This window comes from Streptomyces sp. NPDC002896 (assembly GCF_040295225.1).
Lineage (GTDB): Bacteria > Actinomycetota > Actinomycetes > Streptomycetales > Streptomycetaceae > Streptomyces.
The window spans coordinates 155,690-171,613 of sequence record NZ_JBEOVA010000013.1 but is presented as its reverse complement, the minus strand read 5'-3'; the positions used below and the strand labels follow the sequence as shown (position 1 = coordinate 171,613).

Genomic DNA, 15,924 nt, shown 5'->3' with positions numbered 1-15,924 from the left:
GCTGCCCGGCATGGTGAAGCCACAGGCTGAACAGCGTTGGGAGCTGCAAGGGGCGGGAACCTGACGTTGGTTCGAGGTGGGTGGTGCATGCTGCTCGTTACGAGGCTGAGTCAAAATAGGAATCCTATTCCAGTACGCCAAGGGGCCCACGCCCGGTGGACGGAGGGTGATCGTCAACCGGGAGAGTGCACATCCGCCCCTCGGGTAGTCTGAGAATCCGGATGCACATCAGGGAGCGATGATGGGGCGACAGCGGCAGACGGACTCGACGACCGCGTCCAGCATGCCTTTGCCCGCCTACCAACTGGAGCGCCGCCGACGCATCGTCTCCGCCGCCGCTGCCGCTCTCGACGAGCAGGAGTACGACCAGATCCAAGTGCGCGACGTCGCCACCCGCGCCGGCGTGGCCCTCGGCACGCTGTACCGCTACTTCGGCTCCAAGGAACACTTGTACTCCGCCGTACTGCTCGACTGGATCTCTCCCGAAGGCGGCGCTTCGGCCGGCCGGATCCGCGTCGTGGGCACCAAGTCGGCCACGGAGCGCGTGCGGCGGCGTGTCCACGGGACCATCGCCGCCTTCGAGCAGCACCCCCAGTACTTCAAGGTGCTGACGCTGCTCACGCAGACCACGGATTCACAGGCCCAAGCCCTGTACAGCGAGTTCTCCGACATGAGCTACCACGGCCTGTCGAAGGAGCTCGCGCTGCTCGGCCCGCAGCAGGCCGACGACGTCACCATGATGCTCTGGTCCACCGTGACCACCATGCTCACGTCCGCCATCTACCACGGGCGGAGCATGCGCGACGTCTACCGGGTGTGCGACGGCCTCATCGACCTGATCGAACCCCAGTTGATGCGGGCCGAGGCCGAGGACGCGGCGGCCTCGGTCGCCGGGTGACATCGCGGCCCGCACACCATTCGTCGGCCACGGCCGCTGGGCCGCTGAGGCGCCGTCAGCAAGCACGACCGCCCGCAAGGGGGTTGACGCGGCTATTGTGCCGCGCCACGCTGAACTAGATTCTGATTGTGCTCGCCTCGCTGGCCGCACGCCGCCGCGATCGATCCGCACCGGGCACGTGAACTGGCACCACCTTCCCGGCACCCCTGCCGATGCGCCCGCCTCCTCGCGTTCCCGCGACGTCAGACGGGGCGTCCCCACCCGAAGGGAGATGCCCGAGCACCATGACGGACACCCACGGAACACCCACCAGAGGCACCACCTTCAACCTGGGCGACCTGTTCGATACGGTCGCGAGGGCACTCCCCGATCGGGTCGCCATCGTCCACGGCGACACCCGCGTCAGCTACGGGCAACTACGCCAGCGGACGGACGGGCTCGCTGCGGCCTTGCGGCGCCGCGGCATCGGCCGTGGCGACCGCCTCGGCCTCCTCATGCACAACACTCCCGGCCACCTGATCGCGCTGCTGGCCGCGTTCAAGACCGGGGTCATCCCGTTCAACCTCAACTACCGCTACGAACGCGACGAACTCGGCCAGATTCTCGATGACGCAGAGCCGACCGCTGTGATCCACACGGATCGCTACGGTCCCACGTTGCGAGACCTGCGCCGTTCAGTCCCCGGCATGCGCCTGCTCATCCCGGACGACACGGAGCGTGAGTCCGCCACCCAGACCACCAACTCCAGACGGGACCACGCGCCGGAAGCGCTCAGCACGTTGTACACGGAGCCACCCGGAAGAGAGGACATCACCTCCGGCCGCTGCGGTGACGACGTCCTCATTCTGTACACGGGCGGCACCACCGGCCTTCCCAAGGGCGTCGAATGGTCGCACAAGGCGCTCTTCTTCGCGGCCCTCGGCGGCGGAGCGACCTACGGCGGCGCCCCCGTCGCCGCCCCCGTCGCCGCCCCCGATGAGATGGCCGACCGTGCCGCGGCCGTGCCTCCCGCCTCTCTGCTGACGCTCGCGCCGCTGATGCACGGCGCAGGCATGTGGACCGCGCTCATCGCGCTGCTGAACGGCGCATGCCTGGTGCTGTCCGCGTCGCGGAGCCTGGACGGCGAGGCCGTGTGGGATCTGATCGAGAAGGAAGCGGTGGTCTCGCTGTCCATCACGGGCAACTCGATGGCCGCGCCACTGATAGCGGCGTGGGACGCGCATCCGGAGCGCTGGCACGCATCCTCTCTTGCGGCGGTCTCGTGGGGTGGGGCGCCGATGTCCGAGCACTATCGCAACGCCCTTCGCACCAGGCTGCCGGCGATCAGGCTGCTGAGCGGCATGGGCTCGACCGAGAGCGGAGCCTCCGCGACCGTGGACCTGGCGGCCGCTTCCGACGGGCTGCTCTCCATCGCTCCCAAGCCCGATCTCGCGGTCCTGACGGAGGACGGGCGGTTCGCGCGTCCCGGAGAACTCGGAATCCTGGCACGAACCGGCCCCCTGCCCAACGGCTACTGGCGCGACCCCAAGCGCACAGCCGACACCTTCATCACCGTGGAGGACCGGCGCTGGGTACTCACCGGGGATTACGCCTCGGTCGGCGAAGACGGCAGGATCACCTTCTACGGGCGAGGGTCGACCTGCATCAACACCGGTGGCGAGAAGGTCTATCCGGAAGAAGTCGAGAACGTCCTCAGGGCCCATCCCGCCATCCACGACGTCGTCGTGGTCGGCGCGCCCGATGAGCGGTGGGGGGAAGCGGTGACGGCCGTCGCCGTCCTTCAGCCCGGCCGGCGCCTGGGCCTGGACGATCTGAGAGCGTTCTGCGACGGCCGTCTGGCGCGCTACAAACTCCCCGCCAGACTCGTGCTCACGGACGCGGTCAAACGCTCCCCCGCAGGCAAAGCGGACGTGCGCTGGGCCAGGGCCATCGCCGTCGAGCAGCAGCCACGAGCCGAGGAAAAGGACCCCCACTCCGCTTGAAAGGACCGCGTAGCGATGGCCTTCCCCGCTTGCGCGCCCGTGATCGACACCATGATCGGCGTTCCCCATATGAGGTCGGAACAGTACGACTTCATCCGCCGTCAGACCAAGGACCGCCAGTCGCGGGATACCAAGCAACCGGACCGGTTCATACCGTCGACGCACATCGATCCCAACACGGGCATGGACGGAATCCGGGCCCTGGGCCGCGCCTCCTGAAGCTGACCTGACCGCTGCAGGGCGGCCGGCCGCACGAGGCATCCGGCTGCGCTCACAACTGTTGCACCGTCAGATTCGGCGAACTAGATTCTAGTTATCAACCCTCGGAGGGTTCCGTGCCCGATGCGTTCATCTATGACCACGTCCGCACCCCTCGGGGCCGCGGCAAGCCCGACGGCGGCCTGCACGAGATCGCTCCGGTGCGCCTGGCCACGCAGACGCTGCAGGCACTCAGAGAGCGCAACGGACTGCCGGCGGACGCCGTCGACGAGGTGATCCTGGGCGTGGTGACCGCCGCCGGGGAGCAGGGAGCCACGTTGCCCCGGCTGGCCGCGCTGGCAGCGGGGTTCGCCGACCAGGTCCCGGGTCTGCACCTCAACCGCTTCTGCGCCTCCGGTCTTGAGGCCGTCGCCGTGGGCGCCGCCAAGATCGCCGCCGGCTCCTGCGACGTCGTCATCGGGGGCGGGGTGGAGAGCATGTCGCGCGTCCCGATGGGAGCCGACGGCGGCGGTCCGTGGGGCGTGGACCCTGATCTGACAGCCCAGTTCCCGTGGATGCTCCAGGGCGTCAGCGCCGACCTGATGGCCACGCTGCTCGGGCTCACCCGCGAGGATCTCGACGCCTACGGCCTGGCCAGCCAGCAGCAGGCGTCCAACGCCTGGGAGAAGGGCTACTTCGCCCGTTCGGTCATCCCGGTGACCGACGTCCTGGGCATGGTCGTACTGGACCGCGACGAGCACATCCGGCCGGACGCGACCGCCGAGTCCCTCGCCGGCCTCAAGCCGGCGTTTGAAGCGATGGGCACCCAGTTGGGGTACGACGCCGTGGCCATCCAACGCTATCCGCAGATCACCGCGGTCAACCACCTGCACACCGCGGGCACCAGCTCGGGCATCGTGGACGGCGCAAGCGCCGTGCTGGTGGGCAGCGCTCAGGCCGGGGAGCGGCTGGGGCTGACACCTCGCGCCCGGATCCGCTCCTCGGTCTCCATGGGCTCCGAACCGGTGCTCTTCCTCGACGCCCCCGCCGCCACCTGCCGCAAGGCCCTCGCCCGGGCCGGCATGTCCGTCGAGGACGTGGACCTTTGGGAGCTCAACGAGGCTTTCGCGGTCGTCCCCCTGCAGGTCATGGCCGAACTGGGCATCGACCACGGCCGGATGAACGTCAACGGCGGAGCCATCGCGATGGGCCACCCGCTGGGTGCGACCGGTGCGATGATCCTCGGCACCGTGCTCGACGAGCTGGAACGGCGCGACCTGGCCACCGGCGTCGCCACGCTGTGCGCTGCAGGCGGCATGGGCATCGCCATGGTCATCGAACGCGTCTGACGCGCTTTTCGCCCCTCAGCCATCCGACACCGGGAGCACACACCGGCCATGCCCGAGACCACTGCCGCGACAACCGCCGAGGCCGTCCGCTACGACGTCGACCGTGATGGCATCGCCACGTTGACCCTCGACCTGCCGGGGCAGAGCACCAATGTGCTCGGCGCCGTCCTGCAGCCCGCGCTCGCCGCCGCCGTCGAGCGCGCGCTGGCCGACCCGGCCGTTACCACGGGCATGGTCCTGACGTCCGCCAAGTCCACCTTCACCGCCGGCGGAGACCTCAAGGTGCTGGGCGATGGAGAGGCACCCCGCCGGGCTCCCTCCCCGGCCGAACAGCTGGAGCAGGTGCTCACGCTCTCCCGCGACCTACGCCGCCTGGAGACCGGCGGCAAGCCCGTCGTCTGCGCGATCAACGGCACCGCCCTCGGCGGCGGATTCGAGATCGCCCTCGCCTGCCATCGACGTATCGTCGCCGACGACCCCGCAATCATGCTCGGTCTGCCCGAAGTCGGCGTCGGTCTGCTGCCCGCGGGCGGGGGGACACAGCGCCTGCCGAGGCTCATCGGCATCCGCGCCGCTGTCCCCATCCTGCTCTCGGGTGCTCCGATGAGCCCGGCGAAGGCTCTCGCGGCCGGTCTGGTCGACGCCGTCGTCCCCGCCGACCGGCTCCTGGAGGAGGCCAAGCAGGCGCTGCGCGACGGGACCGTCGCCGCCACGGCCCCCTGGGACCACCCGGGATGGCGCATCCCCGGAGGGGCCGGCGCCCTGGAAAAGGACGTGCGCACCTTCTTCGGCGCCACCAACACCATGACGCGGGCCAACACCTCCGGCAACCTTCCCGCCCCCGCCGCCGTCCTGGCCGCCGTCTACGAAGGAACCCAGCTGCCGATGGACGCCGCGCTGCGCATCGAGGGGAAGCGGTTCCTGCCCTTGCTCAACGGCCAGGTCTCGCAGGCACTGATTCGCACCATGTTCATCAACAAGGGCAAGGCCGACAAACTGCATGCCCGGCCGGAAGGCATCGAGCGGGCCCGCTACCATCGCGTCGGCATCCTGGGAGCCGGAACGATGGGCGCCGGGGTGGCTCTGGTCGCCGCCAAGGCCGGCCTGGAGGTCGTCCTGCTCGACCGCGACCAGGCCGCCGCGGATGAGGGAAAGGCCTACGGCGCCGGGCGGCTGCGGCGCGATGTCGACAAGGGACGCACCACCCGGGAGAAGGCCGACACCGTACTCGCGCGGATCCACCCCACCGCCGCGTACGAGGACCTGGCGGACGTCCCCGTGGTGATCGAAGCCGTATTCGAAGACCCAGCCGTCAAGGCCGACGTCATCCGCCGTGCCGAGGCCGTCATCCCGGAGAGCGCCCTGTTCGCCACCAACACGTCGGCACTGCCGATCACCGGCCTCGCCCAGCACAGCGCGCGGCCCGGGGAGTTCATCGGCATGCACTTCTTCTCACCCGCAGAGCGCATGCCCCTGGTGGAGATCATCCGCGGCGGACAGACCTCGGACGCCGCGCTCGCCCACGCCCTCGACCTGGCCCGGACGCTGCGGAAGACCCCCATCGTCGTCAACGACAGCCCAGGCTTCTTCACCAGCCGCTTCATCGGCTCCTTCGTCGCCGAGAGCCTCACCATGATCAGCGAGGGAGTGAATCCGAGTCTGGTCGAGAACGGCGCCCGGGCTCTGGGCATGCCGATGGGCGCCATGGCGATCTCCGACTCCATGGGGCTTGATCTCGCATACCACGCGGCTCGCAGCCACGCCGCCGAGCGCGGCGAAGCCGCCCCGGACACCAGCGTGATCGGCAAGCTGGTCGCCGAACACGGCCGTCACGGCCGCAAGAACAGCAAGGGCTTCTACGACTACGCCCCCGACGGCTCCAAAACCCTGTGGCCCGGCCTCGCCGGCATCCTGCCGAGCATGCCGGACCAGCCCACCGCGGGCGACGTACGGGAGCGCATCCTGTACGCACAACTGGCTGAAGCCGCACGCGCGTTCGCCGAAGGCGTCCTCCCGCACGCCATCGACGGCGACCTGGGAGCGACCCTCGGCGTCGGCTTCCCCGCTCACCTCGGCGGCCCCTACACCGCCATGGACGACATCGGCATTCCGGCCGTCGTGGCCGTCTGCGACCGCCTCGCCACCGCTCACGGCGCCCACTTCGCCATCCCCGACCTGCTGCGCGACATGGCCACGACCCATGCGACGTTCCACGGCCCCCGTGCCGTCCGCTCCCCAGCGGCCACCGCCGCCTGAGCGCACTCCGCCTCGCAAACCGAAGGGAACACGTCGTGGGTCCACTCACCGGAGTGCGCGTCATCGAACTGGCCGGCATCGGTCCGGGCCCCTTCACAGCCACCATGCTGGCCGATGCGGGAGCCGAAGTCCTGCGGATCGACCGGGCCGGTGACCGGCGGTCGGCCGCCGACGTCACCCAGCGCGGGCGCGCGGTCCTGCGGCTGGACCTGAAGTCGCAGGACGGGCGCGGCACACTGTCGATCTGGTCGAGCGCGCCGATGTGCTCCTCGAAGGCTTCCGGCCAGGCGTCATGGAGCGCCTGGGCCTGGGCCCCGAGCAGTGCCACCGCCGCAATCCGAAGCTGGTCTACGCCAGGATGACCGGGTGGGGGCAGGACGGCCCGCTGTCCCGGACGGCCGGTCACGACATCGACTACATCGCGGTCTCCGGGGCCCTGCACAACTTCGCCAGGGACGGGCAGGCGCCGGTACCGCCGCTGAACATCGTCGGCGATTACGCAGGCGGCGCCATGTTCTGCGCCTTCGGCATCCTCGCCGCGCTACGAGGTCTACGAGACCGGCGACGGCCGGTACCTGGCCATCGGCGCCATCGAGCCGCAGTTCTACGCGGCGTTGCTCGAAGGACCGGGCCTGGCCGACGAGGCAGCCCGCGGCGCGCTTGCCGCGCAGATGGACAGGGCTCGCTGGCCGGAGCTGCGGACCCGCGTCGCCGAGGTCGTCGGCTCCCGCACCCGCGACGAGTGGGCCGAGGTCTTCGCAGGCACGGACGCGTGCGGCGCCCCGGTGCTCAGCCCCGACGAGGCCCCGTCCCACCCACACAACGCCGCCCGCGGCACATACACGCAGGTGGGAGGTGTGGTCCAACCGGCGCCCGCGCCGCGCTACAGCCGTACACCGGCCGGAGCCGGAGGGTCCGTGCGGACGGCCGACGACGCGTTGCTCGCCGATTGGGGTCTGGACCGCGACCGCGTGGCGAAGCTGCGCAAGTCCGGCGTCCTGCGGTGACGGCGCCAACGGCTCGACACCGCAACAGCCCTCTCGTAGAAAGGCGAGCACCTTGAGCGTAGCGATCAGCGCAGAGCACCGGGATCTTGCAGCCACGGTCCGCTCCTTCCTGCAGTCGCGCAAGGCACGCGCCGCCGCGCGGGCCCTGCTCGACGCCCCGTCGGCGCCGTTGCCCGACTTCTGGCCGAGGGCCTGCAAGCTGGGCTGGGCCGGACTGCACCTGCCGGAGGAGTACGGAGGGTCCGGATTCGGCTTGTCGGAGACCGCGGTCGTGCTGGAACAGTTCGGCCACGAGCTGGCTCCCGGCCCTCTGCTGCCCACCACGGCCGCCTCCGCCGTCATCCATGACCTCGCCGACCCGCTGCTCAAGGAGCGCCTGCTGCCCGGCCTGGCCGACGGCAGCGTCATCGGCGCCGTGGGGCTGGGCGGTTCCCTGGCGTTGTCGCCCGGCGCGGACAGCACACACACGCTGAGCGGCGAGACGGGGCCGGTACTGGGCGCGGACGCGGCCACCGTCCTGGTCCTGAGCGCGGGCGAGGACCTCGTCGTCATCGACGCACGGCAGGCGGGCGTGACCGTCACGGCTCACCCCTGCCTGGACCCCACGCGCCGCAGCGCCGCCGTGCGCCTGGACGGCGTGCCGGTGGCCACACACGACATCATCCCGGGCGGCCGTCGTCACTCTCTCGCGGTGCTGCGCGCACTGGTGTCCGCGGAGGCGTCGGGTCTGGCCCGGGAGTGCACGCAAGCTGCTGCGGCCTATGCCAAGGACCGCATCCAGTTCGGCCGACCCATCGCCACCTTCCAGGCCGTCAAGCACCACTGCGCCAACATGCTGACCGCAGCGGAGCTGGCCACCGCGGCCGCGTGGGACGCCGCTCGCGCATGCGCGGACCCCGCGGACCAGTTCCAGCTCGCCGCCGCGGCGGCCGCTCAGCTGGCCGTCAGCGCCGCGGTGGCCAACGCGGAGACGTCCATCCAGGTGCACGGCGGCATCGGCTTCACCTGGGAGCACGACGCCCACCTGTTCCAGCGCCGCGCCCTCACCCTGGCCGCGCTGGTCAGCCCCAGCGAGGCGGCTGCGGACGTGGCCCGGACCGCAGCGGCCGGCACGGTCCGCGACCTCGCAGTGGCCCTGCCGCCCGAAGCCGAAGCCGCCCGTCCCGCCATCCGGTCCGAAGTCGCCGCCATCGCCGCGCTACCCGAAACCGAGCGCCGCAGGGCCATGGTCGACAGCGGCCTGCTGATGCCCCATTGGCCCAAGCCCTTCGGCCGCCAGGCACCGGCGGCCCAGCAGCTCGTCATCGAAGAGGAGTTCGCGGCCGCCGGCATCGAGCGGCCGCACCTCGGCATCACCAGCTGGATCCTGCTGACCCTCATCCAGCACGTCGACCCCGCACAGGTCGACCGGCTGGTCCGTCCCGCCCTCTACGGGGAACTGATCTGGTGTCAGCTGTTCAGCGAACCTGGCGCCGGGTCGGACGCGGCCGGCATCACCACCCGCGGCCGCCGCACGGCGGGCGGCTGGCTCGTCACGGGACAGAAGGTGTGGACCAGCGGGGCGCGCGAAGCAGGCAAGGGCCTCGCCACCGTTCGTACCGATCCCGACGCTCCCAAGCACCGGGGCATCACGACCATGGTCATCGACATGCGAGCCCCCGGTGTCGACGTGCGGCCGCTGCGCCAGAACACCGGCAACTCCGACTTCAGCGAGGTCTTCCTCACCGATGTCTTCGTGTCCGACGAGGACGTCATCGGTGAGGTCGACAGCGGCTGGACCGTGGCCCGGGCCACGATGGGCAACGAGCGGGTCAGCCTCGGCGGCGGGGACAACGCCGTGCCGGGCTCCCGAGCCGTCGACCTCTTCGGCCTGGTGCGCGAGCACGGTGACCGCGTCCCGGGCGCCGACGGGCGTCTGGGAGCCCTGCTGGCCGAGGAGCACGCCCTCAACCTGCTGAACCTCCGCAGCGCCGAGCGCGCCCTGGCAGGGTCGGGGCCCGGCCCCGAAGGGAACATCACCAAGCTCGTCCTAGCCGAGCACGTACAGCGGCAGGCTGCGTTGGTGACCGAACTCGTGGGCCCGGACGCGGTCTTCACCACGGGCCGGACTGGCGTTGCCGGGCTGATGCGGCTCGGGGTGCGCGCCATGACCATCGCCGGCGGCACGTCGGAAATCACCCGCAACCAGATCGCGGAGCGCATCCTGGGCCTCCCTCGCGACCCGCTGATCGGCTGAGCCGCCCCGGAGCACCGCCGTCGACGCCTGTGAATCCCCATCCACTGTTGCGAGGGCCGCTTGACTTCTCCCCCTCGTGGACGAGGGGACTCTCACGGCTCGCGCCGTAGGCGTTTCTGCTTCACCGCCGACTGCCCGCCCGGAGTTCTCCGTTGAGGTCTTACACCAGCTCCACAGACAGACACCGCCAGCCCGGCGGCCAGAAGGTTCTTCGCCGCGTTCACGTCCCGCCCATACCGAGCAGCCTTGTGCTCCAGCATGCTCCGAAACTCCGCCCACGCCGCATCACTGATGGAACGGGTCAGACTGCGCCTGCTCCGCACCCCCGCGTGGGGCGCGCATCCCGAGACTCATCGGTGGTATTTCGATCCGCCATCCAGCATGAGCACCTGGCCGGTCATGTAGGTCGCGTCGGGCCCGGCCAGGAATACCGCAGCACGTCCGATGTCGTCCGGGGTGCCGAGCCGCTGCAGGGGTACGCCCTTGGTGAGGCTGTCATAGCCACGCCCTGCGGCCGCACGGTCCTCCGCCATGGAGGGGGAGACCACGAGTGGAACGATGAGGTGACACCGGATGTTCTCAGGTCCCCATTCGACGGCCGCCGTCCTGGTGAATGCCTGGATGGCTTCCTTCGTCCCGGCGTAGACTCCGTACCCCTGAGGTGTGAATTGTGCACCCGAACCGAAGTTGATGATTACGCCGTCCCCCCGCAGGTACGGATAGCAGGCACGCATGAGCCGCAGCGTGGCCAGCGGGCCCGTGCGCCACAGGGCGTCGATGTCATTCTCCGGTACGTCGAGGAAGGCGCCGCCCCTGACCGTGTGCTGGGCGGCATTCACGAGTATCCTCACCCCACCGTAGGCCTCGACGACCTTTGCCACGGTGCAGGTGATCTGCGCACCGTCACCGACATCACACGCCACCGGGAGCGCCATGCCTTCCGGAAGTCCTGCCGCGACGTCCTCGAGCTTTCCCAGGCTTCTGCCCAGGAGGGCCACCCGGGCACCGGCTCGGACGAATGCCTCCGCTATCCCCCTCCCCGCTCCTTGGCCGGCACCAGTGATGATGGCTGTCTTCCCCGCAAGCGGCCCCGCTGCCGAGGCGCTCGCCGGCCCGTCACCATTTGCCACCACAATCTCCTTCCAAGACTTTCGCCAGAACGAGATCTCAATACGGCAGCATGGTACGCCGACGGCCGCGTGAATTCGACAGCCCGCCGCAGGAATTCGGAAAACAGAACGCCTGAATTCTGAGCTCTTGCGCAGTGACGGGCCAGGTGAATGACCTGGCAGGTGCCACCGCGCCCAGCCCGGCAGATACTCAACAACGGGAGTCCCGTATGACCCAGGCCGAAGTTCTCGTCGAGGTCGCGGACGGCTTTGTCGTCGCCACCCTCAACCGCCCAGAGGTACGTAACGCGGTCAACCGGGCGATGGCCGAGCAAATCGCCGCCGCGATGGAACTGCTCGAAAATGGCCCGGACTTGCGAGTGGGTATCCTCACCGGAGCAGACGGGGCGTTCTGCTCGGGAATGGACCTGAAGGCTTTCGTCGCGGGTGAAAACGCGTATATACGTGGCCGAGGGTTCGCCGGCATCGCCAAACGGCCCCCCAAAAAGCCGCTGATCGCCGCCGTCGAGGGGTATGCGCTCGCGGGCGGTCTCGAGATCGCGCTCGCCTGCGACCTGATTGTCGCGTCTCGGTCCGCCCGGTTCGGTCTGCCCGAGACCAGGCGCGGTCTTGTCGCTGCGTCAGGTGGCCTGCTGCGGCTCCCCGAACGCTTGCCCTACCAGGTGGCCATGGAACTGGCGCTGACGGGCGGGTCACTCGATTCAGAACGGGCGTACCACTTGGGCCTGGTCAATCGGTTGACCGAGCCGGGAGAGGCGCTGGCGACCGCGAAGCAGCTTGCCGTGGACATTGCGCGGAACGCGCCCTTGGCCACCGTCGCTGCCAAGCGGATCATCGTGGAGTCGACGGACTGGAGCCGTGCGGAGGCCTTCGCCAAGCAGGAGGAGATCGCGGGCCCGGTCCTGCAGTCGAAGGACGCGGCGGAAGGGGCGCGGGCGTTCAACGAGCGGCGGCGGCCGATCTGGCAGGGCGAGTAACGGCTCGGCAGACGGGCCGGCTTCGCATGCACACCGCTCATGTCACCTTCTCGGTGCCCTACGCAGCCCTGCCACCGTGGCGTCGAGGTCCGCCTTCGTCCAGGCCAGGACGGCTACTGACGTGCCGTCGGCGGCGGTGCGGCTGGGTGTGGACGACCGGAGGAGCCGCACCGCGCCAGCGGCTCCCTAGGATAGGCGCTCTCCGGACGCCCTGACCGGCCGTCAGGCGAGCGCGGTAGGCGAAGCCGCGGCTGCGTCGGCCGCTCCAGCGGGAACGGGCTGATCGATCGCGGGGGCCTTGCTGAAGCGCAGGGCGATGCCCAGCAGCAGGGCCATGGCGGCACCGATCCCGCCGACGAACAGGTACACCTGGGTGTAGCCGGCGTCGGTGTAGACCTGCGGGATGTCGGTCACCACCTTGCCGGCGGACGTCTGGGTAACGACCTGGAACGGGTGTCGTACCAGGATGGAGGTGAGGACCGCCGTGCCTGCCGAGGCGCCGATGGCGCCGAAGACGGCAAGCATTCCCGCGCTGACACCCTGTTGTTGGGCCGGAACATTGGTCATGACGAGAATCGGCGAGGCTGCGTAGTAGAACCCGAAGCCGATGCCGTAGAAGACGCCCATGATGACCTGCTCCTGCCAGGTGGTGTGCCACTTCGCCAGGCCGAGGGAGCACACGACGAGGGACGCCGAGCCGATGACGATCAGCCCCCTCGGTCCGATGACCAGCTTGCGCAGGAGCAGGCCGCCGATCGGGCTGGCGATCATCGCGAACAGGGCCGTCCACAGGAGGATGTGCAGCGCCATCTGCAAGGCGCTGTACCCGTGGCCGTAGCTGATGTCCCCCTGAAAGTGCACGATCCCCGTCAAGGACGACACCGGCGCATCGAGCTTGGCGGCGGTCTGTTGCAGGATCCGCTGCTTGAGTTCGTCCGCCGGGGTCTCGAACATGTACGGCGTGATGTATGCCATCATGCCGAGCACGCCTGTGACGCAGAACCCGATGGCCATGATGATCGCGACCCGAGGCGACCGCAGAAGCCGCACATCCATGATCGGGTTCGTTGTCCGGTTCTCCCACACGGCGAACACCACCAGCGCGGCGACGCCCCCGATCAGGTAGCCGAGGCAGCCGAGGTCGGTCCATCCCCAGCTCGACCCTTGACTGAGGTAGATCAGGATGCCGGCGACGCCCAGGCCGATGAGCAGCGCTCCGAGCAGGTCCAACCGCTGCCGCACCCGCAGCTTCGTCTCCGGCACGACAAGGGCGAACAGCGGGGTGATCATCGCCATGTAGATGACGAAGAACCAGAAGACGGACCGCCAGCTGAAGTGGTCGGTCAGGACACCGCACAGCAGCGGAGCGAGGACTGCGGAGACTCCGAACCCGGTCCCGAGGAACGCCACGGTCAGCGGAATCCATGACCTGGGCATGAGGTCGCGGACGAGGCCATACGCGATCGCCGTCATGCCGAGGGAGGTCGCTTGGGCCGCACGGCCGACGAGAAACAGCGCCCATGACGTGGTGAGCGCGCACAGCAGCGAGCCGAGGAGGAAGAGGACACCGACTGCCAACAGGACCTTCTTCTTCCCCCACAGATCGCCGAGCTTGCCGAAGAGGGCGATGGTGGCCCCGCCTCCCACGCCGAGGATCGTGATGGCCCAGCTGATGCTGTGGCCCGACTGCGGGAAAGCCTGAGCGATCTGGGGCACGACGACGCCAACCATCGTGTACTGGAAGGAGACGACTTCGCTCAGCAGGACGAGCATCAGGATGACTGCGATCAGGCGCCAGCGGGGGGCGTTGTCGAGGCGTCCCGTGTCGTGCGCGCCGATGTCTGATGGATCGATGGACGTGAGTCCTGAGGCGGGTTCGGCCATGGCTGTCCTCGCGTGGGTGGAAGGAACAGGGTGAGGTGGGTCGGATCAGGTGCTTCCGGGGCCGACCTGGTGCCGAATCGGGGTGTGACCTGAGGACGGCCTCGGCTCGGAGCCGCCAGTCCTCTGCGACGCGGGGTTGGCGGTGAACCCATTCCCCCCGCTGATATTTTATCAAATATAAACCTATGAAGACGCAGGCGCATCGTCAAGAGAGCCGGCACAACGAGGAGCACGTGACGGGAACGGATACGAGAGCCTGCCCGCCCCCGTCAACGCCGTTCGATCGTGACCCCAGCCGCCTCCCGGTCCCAGGTGACCGGGGTGACGCCCTCTTCTTTCAGTAGATGCTTCGGCGACCGGCCGGTCTCGCTCCATGGCAGGGCGGCCCGGAACTCGTAGTAGCGGGGAACCGCGAAGTAGGGCAGGTGGTCGGCCGCCCAGCGGCACAGCTCCTCCTCGGTCAGGGCGGAACCCTCCTGGAGGACGGCCGTGGCCTTGATGTCGTCCTCGCCGACGTCACTCGCCACGGCATGGACGCACACATCCTTGATGCCTGGGTGCTCGTGGAAGACCTTCTCCAGCTCCCAACTGGAGACGTTCTCCCCGCGACGCCGCATGTAGTCGGCCTTACGCCCGGCAAAGTAGAGGTAGCCGTCGTCGTCGACCCGGCCGATGTCCCCGGTGTGGTACCAGAGGTTCCGCCACGCCGCCACGGTCGCCTCCGGACGCCTCCAGTACCCCTCGAACATCACGTGCGGCATCCGAGGCCGGCAGACGATCTCCCCCTCCGTGCCGACCGGGACCTCCCGGTCGGCATCGTCGAAGATCTTGACGGTGAACACGTCGCGGTTGATGATTCCCGCCGATCCGGGCCGGTCCTCCCGGCCGGGAGGCAGCCAGGAGAGCAGTGACGCTTCGGTACAGCCATAGGCGTTGCTGAAGGTCTCCAGACCGAACCGCTTGCGGTAGATCCCGTCGATCTCGGGCGGTATCGGCGCGCCGGTCACCAACCGCAGCGTCGTGTTCGCCTCGGGTGTACCCGACTCCTTGGCCTCTGGATGGTCCTCGGCACGTGCGACCAGGACCGCCGGCGACCCCAGAAGCGAGGCGATCGTCGCCCCCGTACGGTTGATCTCCGGCCAGAAACCGGAGACGGAGAACCGCCGCGACAAGGCACCGCGACCGCCGCTGAGCAGCGTGCCGGTCACCACACAGCTGATCGCGTTGAAGTGGAACAACGGCAGCGGTGTCCACACCACGTCATCGCGGGTGCGTTGCCACGTGGCGGTGATCTGGCGGGCGATCGACAGGTGGTAGTTGTGGCTGAGGGCGCAGCCCTTGGACGGGCCGGTCGTTCCGCCGGTGTAGATGATGGTGCCGAGGTCGGCCGGGCGTACGCGCACGGACGGCCGGGCGTCGTCGGCCGTGAGCAGTTCCGTCCAGGTGGCGAGCGCGGCGCCGCCGACTGCGGCGCGATCGGGCAGTTCGTCACCGACGATGACGAGATGCCGCACGGAGTCGAGGGCGTCGAGCACGTCGGCCACCCGGCTCGCCAGGTCGTCCTGGACGATCACGACCGCGGCGCCGGCGTCCGCGAGCTGGTGGCGCAGCAACTGGCCCTTGAGCGCGGTGTTCACCGGGACGGCGATAGCGCCGAGCTTGTGGACGGCGAACCAGGACAGCACCGCGGCGGCGCTGTTCTCCAGGACCGTCGCGACCGTGGATCCGTGGCCCACGCCGAGGTCGGCGAGCGCGTTGGCGACCCGGTTGGCCTCGCCGTCAATCCGTGCCGCCGAGTAGTCCTTGCCGCACAAGTCGAGGAACGGACCGTCGGGATCACTGCTGAGCCGACGATCCATCAGGTCGAGCATGGTCATCTGTTCGACGTCCGCCCAGTCCGCCATCCTGTTCCCTCCCGCTGCGTTACAGGCCCCGTCGAGCGCTAGGCTCAACAGCATTGTTTTATATACAATATCAATCATCTTGGCGGCATGGCAGTGCGAGCCG

At 69.3% G+C, this 15,924-nt stretch carries 10 protein-coding genes and 2 pseudogenes; 8 read left to right on the top strand and 4 right to left on the bottom strand.

Annotation, left to right across the window (positions count from 1 at the left end):
• Positions 1-283: 283 nt before the first annotated feature.
• The 7 genes and pseudogenes from ABT009_RS25375 to ABT009_RS25345 all read left to right on the top strand — a co-directional run bounded on the left by ABT009_RS25375 (position 284) and on the right by ABT009_RS25345 (position 9,926).
• Entirely contained in the window at positions 284-898 is a 615-nt protein-coding gene (locus ABT009_RS25375) for a TetR/AcrR family transcriptional regulator (RefSeq protein ID WP_351299193.1), read from the top strand.
• A gap of 284 nt (positions 899-1,182) precedes the next feature.
• Positions 1,183-2,880: an AMP-binding protein gene (locus ABT009_RS25370; RefSeq protein WP_351299191.1), complete on the top strand. Its 1,698-nt coding sequence runs from the start codon at positions 1,183-1,185 to the stop codon at positions 2,878-2,880.
• A gap of 15 nt (positions 2,881-2,895) precedes the next feature.
• On the top strand, positions 2,896-3,099 hold the full coding sequence (locus tag ABT009_RS25365; RefSeq protein WP_351299188.1) for a hypothetical protein: 204 nt from the start codon (positions 2,896-2,898) through the stop codon (positions 3,097-3,099).
• 116 nt (positions 3,100-3,215) lie between these two features.
• Positions 3,216-4,427, top strand: a complete 1,212-nt coding sequence (locus ABT009_RS25360; RefSeq protein ID WP_351299185.1) for an acetyl-CoA C-acetyltransferase — start codon at positions 3,216-3,218, stop codon at positions 4,425-4,427.
• Between the two features lie 48 nt (positions 4,428-4,475).
• Complete coding sequence (locus ABT009_RS25355; protein WP_351299182.1) at positions 4,476-6,683, top strand: 3-hydroxyacyl-CoA dehydrogenase NAD-binding domain-containing protein; 2,208 nt, start codon at positions 4,476-4,478, stop codon at positions 6,681-6,683.
• Positions 6,684-6,745: 62 nt separating this feature from the next.
• Positions 6,746-7,690, top strand: a pseudogene (locus ABT009_RS25350) (CaiB/BaiF CoA transferase family protein).
• A 52-nt stretch (positions 7,691-7,742) separates the two neighbouring features.
• Entirely contained in the window at positions 7,743-9,926 is a 2,184-nt protein-coding gene (locus tag ABT009_RS25345) for an acyl-CoA dehydrogenase family protein (protein ID WP_351299179.1), read from the top strand.
• A gap of 92 nt (positions 9,927-10,018) precedes the next feature.
• Here ABT009_RS25345 and ABT009_RS25340 read toward each other — a convergent pair.
• A pseudogene (locus tag ABT009_RS25340) lies at positions 10,019-10,234 on the bottom strand (RNA-guided endonuclease TnpB family protein); the annotation flags it as partial.
• Between the two features lie 42 nt (positions 10,235-10,276).
• Positions 10,277-11,056, bottom strand: a complete 780-nt coding sequence (locus tag ABT009_RS25335; protein ID WP_351299176.1) for an SDR family NAD(P)-dependent oxidoreductase — start codon at positions 11,054-11,056, stop codon at positions 10,277-10,279.
• A 209-nt stretch (positions 11,057-11,265) separates the two neighbouring features.
• On the opposite strand from ABT009_RS25335, the gene ABT009_RS25330 reads away from it, so the two are divergent.
• On the top strand, positions 11,266-12,033 hold the full coding sequence (locus ABT009_RS25330; protein ID WP_351299173.1) for a crotonase/enoyl-CoA hydratase family protein: 768 nt from the start codon (positions 11,266-11,268) through the stop codon (positions 12,031-12,033).
• A 222-nt stretch (positions 12,034-12,255) separates the two neighbouring features.
• Here ABT009_RS25330 and ABT009_RS25325 read toward each other — a convergent pair whose 3' ends face one another.
• Both ABT009_RS25325 and ABT009_RS25320 read right to left on the bottom strand, forming a co-directional pair.
• The gene (locus tag ABT009_RS25325; RefSeq protein WP_351299170.1) at positions 12,256-13,917 is read right to left on the bottom strand and encodes an MFS transporter; all 1,662 of its coding nucleotides are present in this window, start codon (positions 13,915-13,917) and stop codon (positions 12,256-12,258) included.
• Between the two features lie 269 nt (positions 13,918-14,186).
• Positions 14,187-15,821, bottom strand: coding sequence for an AMP-binding protein (locus ABT009_RS25320; protein ID WP_351299167.1), 1,635 nt, complete (start codon positions 15,819-15,821; stop codon positions 14,187-14,189).
• Positions 15,822-15,924 lie beyond the last annotated feature (103 nt).

What these genes read in the sequence shown, in the direction of transcription:
- ABT009_RS25320 (WP_351299167.1), bottom strand. Translation starts at nt 15,821, where the DNA reads ATGGCGGACTGGGCGGACGTCGAACAGATGACCATGCTCGACCTGATG.
- ABT009_RS25330 (WP_351299173.1), top strand. Translation starts at nt 11,266, where the DNA reads ATGACCCAGGCCGAAGTTCTCGTCGAGGTCGCGGACGGCTTTGTCGTC.
- ABT009_RS25370 (WP_351299191.1), top strand. Translation starts at nt 1,183, where the DNA reads ATGACGGACACCCACGGAACACCCACCAGAGGCACCACCTTCAACCTG.
- ABT009_RS25355 (WP_351299182.1), top strand. Translation starts at nt 4,476, where the DNA reads ATGCCCGAGACCACTGCCGCGACAACCGCCGAGGCCGTCCGCTACGAC.
- ABT009_RS25375 (WP_351299193.1), top strand. Translation starts at nt 284, where the DNA reads ATGCCTTTGCCCGCCTACCAACTGGAGCGCCGCCGACGCATCGTCTCC.
- ABT009_RS25325 (WP_351299170.1), bottom strand. Translation starts at nt 13,917, where the DNA reads ATGGCCGAACCCGCCTCAGGACTCACGTCCATCGATCCATCAGACATC.
- ABT009_RS25365 (WP_351299188.1), top strand. Translation starts at nt 2,896, where the DNA reads ATGGCCTTCCCCGCTTGCGCGCCCGTGATCGACACCATGATCGGCGTT.